The 14,568-nt window shown below is 66.1% G+C and carries 9 protein-coding genes; 1 reads left to right on the top strand and 8 read right to left on the bottom strand.

Features of this window, described 5'->3' with window-relative positions; all coding sequences use genetic code 11:
• Positions 1–552: 552 nt before the first annotated feature.
• From KOR34_RS11700 to KOR34_RS11670, 7 genes are all read right to left on the bottom strand, one after another.
• Positions 553–2,121: a glycoside hydrolase family 3 protein gene (locus tag KOR34_RS11700; protein ID WP_146564762.1), complete on the bottom strand. Its 1,569-nt coding sequence runs from the start codon at positions 2,119–2,121 to the stop codon at positions 553–555.
• Between the two features lie 2 nt (positions 2,122–2,123).
• A complete protein-coding gene (locus KOR34_RS11695) occupies positions 2,124–3,011 on the bottom strand; it encodes a GNAT family N-acetyltransferase (protein ID WP_197531343.1) in 888 nt (295 codons plus the stop codon).
• Positions 3,012–3,034: 23 nt separating this feature from the next.
• On the bottom strand, positions 3,035–4,357 hold the full coding sequence (locus tag KOR34_RS11690) for an AmpG family muropeptide MFS transporter (protein ID WP_146564760.1): 1,323 nt from the start codon (positions 4,355–4,357) through the stop codon (positions 3,035–3,037).
• A gap of 26 nt (positions 4,358–4,383) precedes the next feature.
• On the bottom strand, positions 4,384–5,865 hold the full coding sequence (locus KOR34_RS11685; protein WP_197531342.1) for a glycoside hydrolase family 10 protein: 1,482 nt from the start codon (positions 5,863–5,865) through the stop codon (positions 4,384–4,386).
• 276 nt (positions 5,866–6,141) lie between these two features.
• Positions 6,142–6,915: a hypothetical protein gene (locus tag KOR34_RS11680; protein WP_146564758.1), complete on the bottom strand. Its 774-nt coding sequence runs from the start codon at positions 6,913–6,915 to the stop codon at positions 6,142–6,144.
• 342 nt (positions 6,916–7,257) lie between these two features.
• Entirely contained in the window at positions 7,258–8,391 is a 1,134-nt protein-coding gene (locus KOR34_RS11675; protein WP_197531341.1) for a PEP-CTERM sorting domain-containing protein, read from the bottom strand.
• A 258-nt stretch (positions 8,392–8,649) separates the two neighbouring features.
• On the bottom strand, positions 8,650–12,024 hold the full coding sequence (locus KOR34_RS11670; protein WP_146564756.1) for a golvesin C-terminal-like domain-containing protein: 3,375 nt from the start codon (positions 12,022–12,024) through the stop codon (positions 8,650–8,652).
• Between the two features lie 326 nt (positions 12,025–12,350).
• Between KOR34_RS11670 and murQ the strand changes: the two genes are divergently transcribed.
• Positions 12,351–13,325 (top strand): N-acetylmuramic acid 6-phosphate etherase, encoded by a 975-nt coding sequence (gene murQ, locus KOR34_RS11665; protein WP_146564755.1) that lies wholly within the window; start codon positions 12,351–12,353, stop codon positions 13,323–13,325.
• A gap of 97 nt (positions 13,326–13,422) precedes the next feature.
• On the opposite strand, the gene KOR34_RS11660 is transcribed toward murQ, so the two are convergent.
• On the bottom strand, positions 13,423–14,511 hold the full coding sequence (locus KOR34_RS11660; RefSeq protein ID WP_197531340.1) for an anhydro-N-acetylmuramic acid kinase: 1,089 nt from the start codon (positions 14,509–14,511) through the stop codon (positions 13,423–13,425).
• Between the last annotated feature and the right edge of the window lie 57 nt (positions 14,512–14,568).

Genomic DNA, 14,568 nt, shown 5'->3' with positions numbered 1-14,568 from the left:
CGCCGTTCGCGTTCCCCTCGGGCTCGCGGCGCCCACGGTGGAGGACCACCGTGTTACAGGGGGGGCGATGCCCTAGTTCTTGCCTGGATTTGCGTAGAAACCGGCCACCTGCCGTGATCCAATGAGGGGTGGTCGGTCGCGCGCGGCGTGCCCACAGCGGGCGGCGCCTTTGGTGGCTGCTGCGCGGTTGGCACGGTTCGGGGCTACGGGGGTTCGTTGCTCTGTGGACACCCCTGATACTCGATGGTGGGCCGACTCTCAGAGCCCGAATTCACTCGGCGCTGGCCGGCGGACTGGAGCTCCGAACACTCTCACACGCGGGTGCGGCGAAGCAGGTTTTGTCCGATTTGGTCCCCGGAGGTGCACGCGATCGGACAAAACCCTATGGGCATGTTGAGGGGCGATATCCGTAACGTTTTTAACTGCTGACAGTTACGGAGACAGATGGGAGGAGGTGTGGCCGGGGTTTTGTCCCCTTCGCTCGTGTTCTTGGACAAAACGAATCGGACGAAGCGGGTGCTAGTCGCTGGGCGGGGGGGCGTTTGGGCGAGGCTAGGCGGTCGGGCAGAGCAGGTCGGCCAGGCCGGTTTGGGAGTCGGGCACGTCGCTGTAGGTGCAGAGCTTGGGGACCGCGGCGGGGAAGTCCTGCAGGATGGTGGGCACGCCGAGCGACGCGATCACGGCGCCGTCGAGTTGGGCCAGGTCGTCCGCCAGTTGGCGTTGCGGGTCGGTCATCCCGAACGCGTGCCAGGCCGCGGGCTTGGCGATGATCGCCACGAGAAGCTGCCCGCCGTTTTGGGCGGCGGCGACCGCTTGGTCGCGGAGGTCGGCGTCGACGTCGGGGCCGAACTCGAAGTACTGGGCGGAGGGGATCCGTTGCTGGATGGCCGCGGCCAGTGGTTGTTGGGCGGGGTCGCTGGGCAGGTTGAACGGCTTCATCAGCACCACGGTGGTCGGCTTGTCGGGCGCCAGTCGAGGCGGGGCGCCGCCGGCCGGTGAGACCACGCGGATCGCTGCCTTGGCGATCGCGGCGGCCGTGCGCTTGTGCTCTTGGACCTGCTCTGCCGGGATCGGATCGGCGTGCGGCGCCTGGTTGGCGATCTTCGCTTTGAGCTTGAGCACCCGGCCGACCGCCTCGTTGACGCGGGCCTCGGGGATTTGTTCCGAACGGACCAGCTCCGCCATTTCCGCGACCGCCGCGGCCGGGTCCGCCAGGTCCAACAGCATGTCGACGCCCGCCAACAAGGCCGCCGCGGCCATCTGGCCCTCGGACTGGTAGCGGTCGCGCGCGCCGGCCATCAGCAGGCTGTCGGAGCAGACCGCGCCGGTGAACCCGAGCTCGCCGCGCAGCAGGTCGGTGAGGATCGGCTTGGAGAACGTGGCCGGCTCGCCGGTTGGGTCGAGAGCAGGGTAGCTGACATGGGCCGACATAATCAGCGGGACGCCCGACTGGATGGCGGACCGGAAGGGGGGCAGCTCGCAGGCGTGCAGCTCGTCGGCCGGGCGGTCGACGCAGGGCTGCCCGTCGTGCGAGTCCTGGCTGGTGTCGCCGTGGCCGGGGAAGTGCTTGGCGGCGGCGAGCGCGCCCGCCTGGCCGGCGGCTTCGACCACAACGGCCACGAGCCGCGCGACCTCGGCGGGGTCCTCGCCGTACGCGCGGGTGGCGATGATCGGGTTCTGCGGGTTGGTGTTTGCGTCCGCGACCGGAGCGAACAGGATCTGCACGCCCGCCTGCAGCGCCTCGCGGGCGGTGATGGAGATTGCGTCGCGGAGGGAGGATTCGGCCTGATCGCCGAGTTGGGCGAAGGCGCGGGCGTGCGGGAACACGGTGAGCCCACCGACCTGCTGCCCGGCGCCGCGCTCGAGGTCGGCCGAGACGAGGAGTGGGACGCGCGACTTGGCCTGCAGGCGGGTGAGCGAGTCGCGCACGTGGGGCCACACGCCGTTGAACAGCAGGAGCCCGCCGATCGGGCAGCGCTCCAGCAGTTCGGCGACGCGTTGCTCGTCGTCCGAGGCGGTCACGATCGGCGGCAGGTTGGAGCCCATCCGCACGAACATGAGCTGAGCGAGTTTTTCTTCCAGCGTGAGCTGCTCGGTTGTGGGCGCCACGGCGGTTTCCATAGTCAGTCTGTGAGTTGTTTTTCGAGTCGGACGAACTGACGCGAGGCGCGAGCGCCGACCGCCCGTTCGTAGAACTCCACCGGCCCGACCCACGGGATGATGGCCCGCCGGTAGCCGATGGTCCGCATGTCGTGCAGCGTCTGCAGCAGGAGCGCCTGCCCAACGCCCTGCCCCCGCATCTCCGGGGACATGCCCATCGGGCCGAACCAGCCGGAGCCCACATTGTTGCCGTCGTACGCGGCGAAGCCTAGCACGCGGTTGTCGTGGGAAGCCACGAAGACCGACCCGGGGCTCGTTCGCAGCGAGGTCGACACCTCGGGGCGCCAGCTGGGCCAGTGCGCGGCGAGCAGAGCGAACAGCGAGTCGAGGTCCTCGTCGGTGGCGCGGCGCACCTTCCAGTCGAGGGGGACCACACATGTTGAACTCGGTCGGGCGGCCTCAAACTGCTCGAGGTCGACCGAGAGGTTCTGGGCGCGGCCGATTTCCTGGTAGCCACGTTGGCTGTAGAACCGCAGGGCCGATTCGTACCGGACGTCGACGCCGGGCGTCAGGTAGTTGGGCGCCGACTCGGCGATCCTCACGGTCCGGTAGCCCTGCTGGCGGAGCGCCGCCTCGGCGGCGGCGAGCAGCTCCGAGCCGACGCCGCGTCCACGCCACTCCGGCAGCGTGGCCTGCAGCTTGATGAAGCCACGCTCGCCGGCAGGATCGGACGCGGTGACCACCAAACCGACCGCACTGCCCTCGTGCTCGGCAAGCAGCGTGGCGCCAGTTGGCTCGCCGGATACTTTTTCCTCGAAGAGCCTGCCGGAGAGGAAGTCGTGCTCCGCCGAGCGGTTCCACAGCAGCCTGGCGGAGTGCGTGTCGGCTGGGGTCATCGGTCGGATCAGCACGGGCGCGGTGGGTGGGGTGGTTTTCAATCCACCACTCCCCGCCGCGCGACCGCGGTGATGACGAAGCTGGGGATGGTCGCCACGAGGATCCACCAGAAGAAGCCGACATAGCCCAGACGCTCCTCCACCCAGCCCGACGCCATGCTCGGCAGCATGACCCCCAACGCCATGAAGCCGGTGCACAGCGCATAGTGTGCGGTCTGGTGAGCCCCGCGGGAGATCTTGAGCATGTACATCAGGTAGGCCGCGAAGCCGAACCCGTAGCCAAACTGCTCTACCGAAACCGCCAGCCCAACTAGCCACAGCTGCTCCGGCTGGGTGGTGGCGAGCACCAGGTAGAGCACGTTGGGGATGTTGATCGCGACCGCCATCGGCAGGAACCAGGGCCGCAGCCCGTGCTTGGCGATGGCGAACCCACCGAGGATGCCGCCCAGTGTCAGGAAGAGGAGACCAAAGGTGCCGTAAATGACCGCGACGCTCTCCGGGCTGAGCGCCAAGCCGCCGTCGGCGCGGGACGCGAACATGAACGGTTGAGCGATCTTGCCGAGCTGCGCTTCGGAGAATCGGTACAGGAGCAGGAACGCGATGCCCACGACCACGCCGGGCTTCTCAAAGAACGAGACGAACGTGTCGCCCAGGTCTCTCAGCAGGCCGGCGGCCGTTCTGCCCGATCGGGGCGGGGCCACCTGCGGCGGCAGGCTCCACGCGTGGTAGGCCGCGAGCACCACGTAGGTCAGCGCAGCCAGGCCGAACGTCCACGCCCACGCCTGCTGTTCAGGCAGCACGCCGCTGAGCCTGCCGGCGGCAGCCAGCAGCACGGCCGAAACAAAGAACTTGGCGCCGCGGTAGAACGTGCTCCGGATGCCGACGAACCAGGCCTGGCTCTTCTCGGGCAGTGCCGACATGTAGTACCCGTCGGCGGCGATGTCGTGGGTCGCGGAGCTGAACGCCAGCACCCACAGGAAGCACAGCGATCCGAAGAAGAACCCGGCGGTGGGCAACGCGACCGCGACGCCCAGGAAGCCAGCGGCGAGGGCGACCTGCGTGCCGATGATCCACCGCCGCTGCGTGCCGAGCACGTCAACCAGCGGGCTCCACAACGGCTTCAGGACCCACGGCAGGTAGAGCATGCCGGTGTAGAGGGCCATCTCCTGGTTGCCGATCCCCAGCAGCGCGTACATGGCGCCCGCCAGCGACATCACAACCTCGTTCGGCACCCCCTCGGCGAAGTAGAGCGTCGGGATCCACCACCAGGCGGCCGACGCGCCGGCGGGCGGCTCGGCCGGAGGGGCCGTGGCGACAGATGCGGGCCGCTCCTCGCGCTCGGTAGTGGTCGGGGACGCCATGCGGAACCTAGTCGGGAGCGTTCGGGCTACTGGGGGACGACCCGTGCGGGCACGCTGCGTTGTCCCAGGCGATCGACCGCGGTAATGACCACCTCTTGCGCGCCGTTGGCGACCTCAACGCTTTCCGTCGCACCCGGTAGCACCCGGGTGGTCCAGCCGGAAGCGTCGCGTGTCTGCACGGCCCACAGCCAGGGCGCCGCGTCGGGCTGGAGGCGGATCCGACCCGCATCTAGTGTAGCGGTGGGCTGGGCGGGCGGGGCGCTAGCGCCGCCCAGTGCGCCGCAGTTGGGCGGCAGGGCGGGGGTGCGGTAGGGGCCCTCGCGGAGCGCGTCCGCGACGCCGCCGTAGTTCTGGGACAGGGCCTTCATGCTGAAGTGCACATTTCCGCCGGCGTCATCAAAGGCTTGGGTTATCTGAACCTGCTCGACGATCTCACTGGCGCCCCAGTCTTTGCCACGCGGTGATTGACGCACCTTGGACGTGAACAGGCCGGGCCAGATCGGCCGCCCGTGGGGGTTCTGCCGCGTCCACCACTCCAGCAGCACGGGGTAGCTCTGCCCCGATGAGCGGACCGGCCAGTAGAGCTGCGGGGTGAAGTAGTCGACCCAGCCCTCCTCCAGCCAAAGCTTGGAGTCGGCGTAGAGCTCGGCGTAGGCGTCGAATCCGACGACCGATGCCGGGTGGCCGGGCCTCCAGATGCCGAACGGGCTGATGCCGAACAGCACGTGCGGCTTCTCTCGCTTAACGCCATGGTAGACGTCTCGCACGAAGTTATTGATGCTCTGCCGTCGCCAGTCGGGCCTGGCAAGACGCTCGCCTGCGTCGGTGGATGCGACGTACGCGTTCCAACTGCGGTCGTCGGGGAAGGGGACCTTGCCGCTCTTCGCGACGCCGCCCTCCAGACCGTTGTTCGCGTCCTCGGCGGTTTGGGTGATTGGGTAGGGGTAGAAGTAGTCGTCGAAGTGAACGCCGTCGATGTCGTACCGGCGGACCACGTCGAGAATCACGTCCAGGGAGTGCTTCGCTGCATCAGCGTCGCTCGGATCGAGCCACAGGTAGGAGCCGTACTCGACGACCGAGTTGGGCAGGCGTTCGCTGACGTGGTCCGAGGAGAGCTCACCCTTGTAAGAAGGGTGTGACGCCCGATAGGGGTTGAACCAAGCGTGCAGCTGCAGGCCGCGGCGGTGCGCCTCGGCGACCGCGAACTCCAGCGGGTCGTACGCGGGGTCTGGGGCAACGCCCATGCGGCCCGATAGCACCGAGGACCAGGGCTCCAGCTCGGAGCGGTAGATGGCGTCGCACGCAGGCCGCACCTGCAGCACAACGGCGTTCAGGTTCAGGTCGACGGCCGCGTCGAGCAGGTCGACGAACTCTTGCTTCTGCCGTTTGACCGACAGCCCGGGCTTCGACGGCCAGTCGATGTTCGCGACGGTCGCTATCCAGGCGGCGCGGAACTCGCTTTCGATCTGAGGGGGGGCCGCCCCTCGCACCGGTGCGGAGGTCGTCAAGGCGCAGGCGGCAACGGCGATCACAGACGCCAGCAAAGGTATGCACTTCATGCCTTTACGATACCCGCTGAGGGGGCGTGCGCCTTGCGGAAAGTGCGCACTCGCGTCTCGCTGATGCGCACCTGCGTGAGGGCATAAAAAAAGCGTCTTGGCATTTCTGCCAAGACGCGTAGGCGACGCCCGGTCTCCACCGGGGCGGGCCTAATGGCCGCGCCCCCTTCGTCTTCCGCCTGCAAGAAACAGCCGCCTCTGCCACGGCTGGTCTGCAAGTATCGCTTAGGCCGCTTTGCGGCGACGCAGGACGCCGCACGAACCGAGCACGAGCGCCAGTCCGATGGCGTTCGGTTCGGGAGTACGCACCAGCGATACGTTGTCAATGTTTACACCACCGCCGCCGGAGCTTAGGTCAGACGGACCTCCCAGGCGGATGATGTCAAACCCGGGATCCACCGGCGCGATGGCCACCGAAGCCGTGGCGTTGATCACACCATCTGCATTCAGGTCGAGCGAGAAATCGATGTTCGTCTCGCTGATCACGGCGGAGAAGCGGTGCCAGCCAGCGATCGGCTCGTTGTCGATCGGCATCCCGTCGTCGTCGACGATGTTGCTGAACGCCACCCAACTGGGGTCGCCAGGGCCGAACAAGATGGAACGGTAGGCGTAGTGCGCGGGGCTGTTGTACATGCCCAGCTCGATGATGTTGGCGCCCGCTGCCTTACGAAGACCGGCAGTCGTCCGCTTGTTAGCCGAGGCGCCGTTGTCGTAGATGTCGGCAGAGAAGATCAGCTTCTCTCCAGGTCCGGGAGCGACCTCGGCAAAGCTGATTGAGTTGGTGTTTCCGCCGGAAAAGGACGCGCCGGTGCCTGGATGGTAGAGCGACTGACCAGGGTTGGCCAGCACGTTGTCGAGAGATCCATCCCCCAACGACCACACGCCTGCCAGCGCTGCGTCGTCGGCGTACGATTCAAAATCCTCCATGACGATTGTCGCAGCGTTGGCGCACAACGCTGGAAGGATTGCTGCTGCAGCAGCGAGGATGATTCTCTTCATTAGCTCAAGCTCCCGTTCTTAAGGTGTCGGAATGACGCGGATTGTCGCTTGCTCTCTTGTCCCGAATGCAGTGTCCAGGTGCGAAGCCCTGAGCGGCGTCTAGCTAGCTTCCAATCTAAACCAATTGAAATGAGTATGTTGTCAAATTTGCGCAACGGACTCAGCGCTTCACGCATGCGAAAAGCCGCATTGCTTCGCGTTTACGGTGTCGCTGTGCACGTTAGCCTCCGCGGACGCACAGATACGCTGAGCGTTGTGAGTTGGCCCTGCCAGGGCTCAATCGGGCCCTGGCAGGTGCAACGACCTTTACTGAATCTCCGGCAACTCGGCCATGACCGACGACTACGCGCCTGCGAACCGGCGACGCGATGCCGCCAGGGCAAGCGATCCAGCCAGCAGCAGACCCAGCGTTGCGGGCTCGGGCGCTGCAGCAGCAGCCGACGGTGCGGCGCTCGTGGCGCCATAGTTGGCGACCCACTCGTCGTAGTCGCCGGTGTCAATGACGCCGTTGTTATTGCCGTCGGCGCCCTCGCCGGCGGTGACGCTGTCACCCAGCGTGTCACGCCACACGGTGTAGTCCGCGGCGTCAACCGTTCCGTCGCCGTTGTAGTCGCCGATTAGGCTGGGGGCGTCAACATCGACCAACGTCAGGGAGATGTTGTCGAACACCACGCCGCCGCCGGCGGAGGAGGAGTTTGATGGGCCGCCGATTCTCAAGCTGTCGAAGCCATCGGCCGACGTTACGATGTCTAGGGTCTGGGTGAAGTCGACGCCGGCTTCCTGAGTGGCGTTGTTTAGCCCATCTCGAAACAGGTCCATCGTGACTGTAATGTCGGTTGGGGTAATCGTTGCCGTGTAGCGATGCCACGCTTCGCCGATGTCGCCCGGTCCAACAACCCCGTCAGGCTCTTCGCCTTCCGGCGCCGTGTCCAGCGATGGGTCAAGCAGGATAGGCACCCAGCCACCGAGGTAGCCAGTGCTGCCACCTGAGAACAGCACCAATCGAAAACCGTAGGACGGGCTATCGACGTCGTTGGGCTCGGTGACGCCGAAAGAGTTGTACAGACCCAGCTCAATGATATTCGAGGGCACCGAGCTGTTTCGAAGCCCGATAGTCATGCGCTTGTTACCGGCGGCCTCCGTGTCGAAGATATCACCGGACAGCACGATGCTTTGAGTAGCCGATGGCACGATTGCCTCACCGCTTCCTTCGTTGCCCAAAGCGGGGACGTACTCGTTCACCGGGCCTCCGATGTGGTCGACACCTTGCCCACCCTCAGGGAACGCATTGGGGATGAACGTGCCATCCTCAAGTAACCCGGCGTCGGACTCGGCCACTATGGGCGCCCAGACGTTCCACAGTTCCGAGTCGTTATTGTACGACTCGAAGTCTTCATCAACGATGATGATGTCGGCAGGGGCGGTTCCTGCGATGAGCAGTAGGGCTGCGAGGCGCCAGGCAAGGCGGGTCGTCATGGCGATAGCTCCGGGCGGAAGTTGTTCAAACGGCTGGATGAGTTGTTCTGGCAAAGAGGGCATCGCGCGCCCTTCTCTTCCAATCTGGCTGTGATTTACGAGAATATCTACATCGCATTGCGCAGGGTTTTCTCGCGCATTCGCGAGCGTGTGTGCACCTCTGCGTCAACCTGTGTGTGTCGGCTCTCGCGCCGAGCGATTCGGCGTTGCGCACCACCACATTCGGCGGATTGACCGCCGTTCTGGTGGCAAACCGTATCAGACTTCAGAAGAACCAAATCGGGCGAACACGGCGTCTCGGGCGGGCTCTTCCTCGTCGGATTGGTCGGTGTCAAAGAGCGCTTCGACGAGGACCAACTCTGAGGAAGAAGCTGTTGGATTGTCTGTGAAGAGCAGCAGCAACTGGTTGTTTCGTTCGCTCGAAACGATGTCCTGAATCACGGGCTCTCCGACCACTTCGGCTGTCGCGGTCGCAGGCAGCGGTGCGAGCTGTTGGCCGGGTGACGCCGGCTCGATCGGCGTGGGCGTCGGTTCTTGCGCAGTGGCTGGCGACATTGCGACGGATGGGCTTTGCTCAAGAGTGGCGGCCGTCGGTGTGTCGATGACAATTGGCGTCGGCGTCACGATCGCTGTGCCGTATTGTGATCGCCACAGCTGGTAGTCCTGGGAATCGACAATGCCATCGAAGTTTCCGTCGGCGCCCGTGCCCGGCTCGACAGTTTGGTCCTTCTGGTCCCGCCACACGGTGTAGTCAGCGGCGTCGACGAAACCGTCATCGTTGAAGTCGCCCGAGGGAGGCATCGGAGCGGTCAGCACCACTCGGACGACGTCGGCGACGATCACCGAGTTGGCCGGGCCGGTGCTCGACGCAACGTCCAGTGTGACGGTAAGCTCGCCGGCCTCGACGGGCAGGCTCCCGAGCAAAACCCACTGCAGATTGTTGGCGGTTTGGTTAACACTTTGACTGATGCTCCGATCACCGGATGTGACCTCGAAGCGTGCGCCGGTTGCGCGGTTGCCTGCGGCGGTGTGCTGCACGTAGACCTGGGCGGTTCCTGCTAGAGGAAGCGTCGTGCGCCACTGGGCCTGGCCCTGTCCGCCGACCAAATTGAACTGGAAGGTCCCGCCTTGATATCCAGGGTCGCTGCTGGTGATCCATCCGGTGGTGGAGGTGTAGGTAGCGGGGCCGTCGTCGTTGTCTAGGATCTCCTGGATGGTCACGGTCGGTACGCCGCCACCGCCCGCGTCGAAGAAGTCGATCACCCGCGCCATCATCTCGGCTCTGACGGCTGCATCGGTGATCGTCTCGAATGGGAAGGCGAGCATCACCACCCGCTCTTCGCCTTGGGAGAACTGCACGGCGGCAGTCCCCGCGCCGTTCCCGTAAGACAGCGCCGGCGACGCGCCGCCCGAGGGGGCGATGACGTCGGCGTACTCGGTGTCGTAGTACAGATCTCCGTCGTCGAAGGTCAGGTTGATCCCCTCGAAGATCGACCCGACCGCGCCCGTAGCCTGGTAGGTGTTGGCGTCGTCGGCGATGTACTCCGCCCGCAGGGTGTTGTTGTAGAACGACTGCCCGCCGCCGAGATTGTCGAGCTCCCAGCCGATCTCGGCGCCAGAGACAAACAGCTTGCCGCCTCCTGTCAGGTAGGAGGCTACTGCTGATTGCTCGCTGACGTCGAACGTCTGGTCGGCGGTCGACTCTTCGCCGAGGATCCAGAACACCGCATCGTAGTCCGTCAGGTCGACCGTGCCGTTGGCTACCAGCTCGTTTGCGGCGGTGCTAATGGACAGCCCGGGCGCGGCCGAATGGATGGCAGACGCCATCTGAACCGCGTAATCGAAGGAGTTGCTCTGACGCGGCCGGACCCGCTCGAGCAGCCCGCCCTGGACGAACGTCTGCGTCGGATTGAGTGAGCGGTCGAGCCGATCGAACCCGTTGACGATGAGGACCCGCTCCTGCCCTCCTGAGGCGCTGGCGGCGACCACTTCGCTGGCGGGGGACTGGCCCCCCTGGTTGTTGGCCACGACCTTGAAGAAGTAGGCCTGCGCCGGGTCCAGGCCGGTGATCACTAGCGAGGTTGCACCGGCGCCCGCGACGTACCGACCGCCGTCGAAACCGTAGCCGTTGGTCGACGCGTACACGGTGAATCCTGCTGCGGGTCCGCCCGCGTAGCCGTTCGCGGCGCCCGCAGTCCAGTGGACCACCGCCTCGCCGGCGGTTTTCGTTTCAACCCACACGTCCGTTGGCTGGCCGGGGGCGTCCGTGTCGGGCGTGGCGCCGGAGTCGATCGCGTGGAAGTAGTCGACGATCCCTTGGTAGGTGGCCCGGGCGATCGCGTCGCGGACCCGGGGGTCGCGCATCAGCTCCGCGTCGAACTCGTTATCGTGGAAGGCGGTTTCGACGATCGTGGCGTCGAACTCGTCGTCGATGTAGGCGTTGTTGATCTCGCCGTAATTGAACGACGCCTGGTAGGTTAGGCTGGTCCGGTTGAACCAGTTGTGCTCGAAGTCGCCGTTCTGGGCGACCAGGTCGTCGTTTACCTGCTCGGCGAGCGTCTGGGCGAGGAACAGCTGGTTTGGCGTGTCGCCCCCGCTGGATGTGTTGTGCAGGCCGACCACGCCGCGGCCACCGCCGGCGTTAGAGTGGAAGCTGACAAACAGCCGATCCGACAGGTCGCCGTCGGCTTCGCGGTTCATGTACTCGGCGTACCTTGGCGCCGCGCCCACCGTTGCGGAGCGGTCCTCGGAGCTGCTGCGGTAGGTCGACGTGGACACCCCCTGCGAGTGGTCCACGTGCCATTGAATCCAATAGAGCGCGGCCTCGTCTTCGCGGTCGAACCCCGAGACGCCGCCGCCGCGATTGATATCCCCTACCCCGTTGCCGAAGCGGATCATGTCCGCGATGACGACTCGGCCCGACTCGCTCGACTCGTTGCTGATCTCCACGTAGCCGTCCGTGCCAGCCTCGAAGTAGTACGTCCCCAAGTAGACGGTGCCGTTGCCGACCCGCCGGTGGTTGACCGTCACCTCCGTGACGCCGCCCGAGTGGTGCACCCGGTAGAGCTGGTCGGCGGCGCGGTCGGACCCGTACCGCGTCCAGGAATACACGGGGTAGAAGCCCGGCTCGGAGATGTTGGGACGGTACTGAGCGGCGGCCGTCTGGGTGGACGAGGTCGACGCGAACCGGTACGGGACGTCACCGGGGTCGCCAAAGTAGATGCTGGCGCTGCTGTCGGACCACGCGCCAGTGAACGTGACCTCGACATCGTCGTTGTCGAGCACGACCTCGTTCGGTTGGTGTCCAACCGGCCTCAGCGGCACGACGGTCGCGCCCGCATCGAACAGGTACTGGGCGAGGTAGGACATCTGATCGTGGTTGCCCATGTCTTCGACCATCCGGTACAGCAGCGGCCGCTGTGAGGTCCAAGAGCCGTTGCCCAGGTTGTCGGCGGTGTAGCCGTGCCCGCCGTGCAGGTAGACGATCTTGCCGTCGAGCGCGCCGGAAGGCTGCGCGCCGATATCAATCAGCCCGGCGGACGACAGCGCGAGGCGCGGCTCAAGCGGCTCGAGCGACAGCCGGCGCGCGGCGCGACCGAGTCGCGGCGTCTGGGGTGATACGCGTTTGGTCATCAGGTGCTCTCTGTTCCGGCGTGCCCGCCACGAACCCCCGGCGGGGGTGCACGTACCCGTATCTGCTTGCAAACGGGTGATCCTTCAGCGTAATCAAGACGCGGGATTTTGGCGCGGCAATAGACTGATCTACATCGATCGTATTGGCAGGTGACAAGGGCCACGACGAGAGGCAGCGCAGTTCTATCTCACATTCGCGCATCTGATCTGGGACCGCTCGTACCCAGTAGATAGGATCGTATGAAGGGCGTGGGGCCAGACCTAACGCCTCCCTCCAACTGCTCCTGCCAGGCGTTCGGCCGTCACCGACACGAACCCAAAAAAGCATGCTCGACAAACTTATCACCGAGTCCCGGAACCCTGCTTCTGAGAAGCTGGATTCGCTTTCGGCGCTCGAATTCGTGCGGTTGATCAACAGCGAGGACGCGAAGGTCGCGGCCGCGGTCGCCGCTGAAGAGCAGGCGATCGCCGAGGCGGTAAGCGTCACTGCTGACCGGCTGGCTCAGGGCGGGCGGCTGATCTACTTCGGCGCTGGCACATCCGGCAGGCTCGGCGTGCTCGACGCGGCGGAGTGTCCCCCAACGTTCAACTCTGACCCCGGTCAGGTGATTGGGATTATCGCCGGCGGTCACGGCGCACTGCTCAAGGCGGTTGAGGGCGCGGAGGACGATCCGAACCTGGCGGCGGTCGATCTGAAGAACATCAACGTCGGCCCGCTCGACGTTTGTGTCGGCATCGCCACAAGCGGCCGCACGCCGTACGTGGTGGGCGGCCTGCGGTACGCTCGTGAGTGCGGCGCCTACACGGTCGCCCTGAGCTGCAACAGCGCGTCGGTGATCACGGCCGAAGCCGACCTGGCGATCACGCCGGTGGTGGGGCCTGAGGTGGTCAGCGGCTCGACCCGGCTCAAGGCGGGCACCGCTACCAAGCTGGTGCTCAACACGCTCAGCACCGGGGCGATGATCCTGCTCGGCAAGACCTATGGCAACCTGATGGTGGACCTGCAGGCCACCAACACCAAGCTCACTGCGCGTGCGGCCCGCATCGTCCGCGAGGTCACCGGCCTGGAGAGCGACGCCTGCCTCCAGCAGCTCGAGGCGTGCGAGTGGGAGGTAAAGACCGCCATCGTTGCATGGCAGGCGAACGTCAACGCCGACGAGGCCCGCAAGCTGCTCGCGGCCTCGGGGGGGCACATCGGCCGTGCGTTGCAGAGCATCCCCTCGCCGGCGGCGCCCCCTCCCCATACCTCGCCGGCTCAGACGAGCGACCATGCGAGCAGCAATGGTGCCGGCCCCCACTAGCGTCGCAGCGTTCCGCACCGATCGCGCCGCTCGCCGCGTGGAGAACACGCCGCGGCTAGCCCCCGGACCGCCCCGCACACAGCAGACGCGGGCGGGCCTACTTCTTGGTCGAGGTCGCGGTGAAGCCGCCAGAGACCGGCTCGCTGCAGCCGGTTGTCTCGGGGATCGTAAGCGGCAGCCCCCGTTTGTGCCGCACCGCCAGCCACGCGAAACACTCTGCCTCGAGCGTGTCCGGGCTGAGGCTGCGTTCGTCGACGGAGCGGACCTCGTTGAAGCACTCGCGGAGCATGCTCAGGATCACCGGGTGGTGCACCCCGCCGCCAGTGACCCACAGCGTCCCCGGCCGCGCGGGCAGCACGCTGACGGCCCGGTCGATCGCCTGTACAGTGACGGCGCAGAGCGTGGCCGCGCCATCCTCGACGGTCAGCATCGACACGTCGATGTGGTCGAAGTCGTAGCGGTCGGCCGACTTGGGGAGCCGCTTGTGGAAGAACGGCTCGGCGAGCGCCGCATCGACGATCGACTGATCGACCCGCCCCTTGAGGGCCAGCTGCCCATCGGTGTCGTGGGAAAGGCCGGCCATTTCTTGGGCCCACTCGTCGAGCAGGCCGCAGCCGGGTCCGGTGTCGCCGGCGATAATCTGGTCGTCGGCGCCGAGCCAGGTCAGGTTGGCCACGCCGCCCAGGTTGAGCACGCCGACCGGCCGCTCGCAGTCTTGGAACAAAGCGTGGTGGAACATCGACACCAGGGGCGCCCCTTCCCCCCCTTTGGCCACGTCGTGGCGGCGGAAGTCGGACACCACCGGGAGGCCAACCAACTCGGTCAGCAGCCACGGGTTGCCGATCTGCATGGTGAGGTGCTCGCGGGGCACGTGGCGGACGGTGTGCCCGTGAAACCCGACGATCGAGGGCTTGTGCTTGCCGCCCTTGGTCTGGGCCAGCAGCTCGCGGACCGCCTCGGCGTGCAGCTGGGTGATCTCACGCTCCAGACGCAGCACCTCAATGAGCGGCACGTCGTGCTGCGAGGCGTCGAGCAGACGGGCCCGCAGTTCCGGCTCGTAGTCGACCGTCAGGCCGCCGCAGAACTCGACGTGCGCTTCGCCGTCGGTGCGGACCAGCGCGGCGTCGACGCCGTCGGCGGAGGTGCCGCTCATCAGTCCAATCGCGTCGACCAGTTGATTCGCCAAGCTATTGTCTCCCAGTGCGTTGGCCGCCGGCGGCGGTCGCGGGCCGTTTCGGCGCCC

It is taken from the genome of Posidoniimonas corsicana (genome assembly GCF_007859765.1).
Taxonomy (GTDB): domain Bacteria; phylum Planctomycetota; class Planctomycetia; order Pirellulales; family Lacipirellulaceae; genus Posidoniimonas; species Posidoniimonas corsicana.
This window is presented reverse-complemented; position numbering and strand designations above follow the sequence as displayed.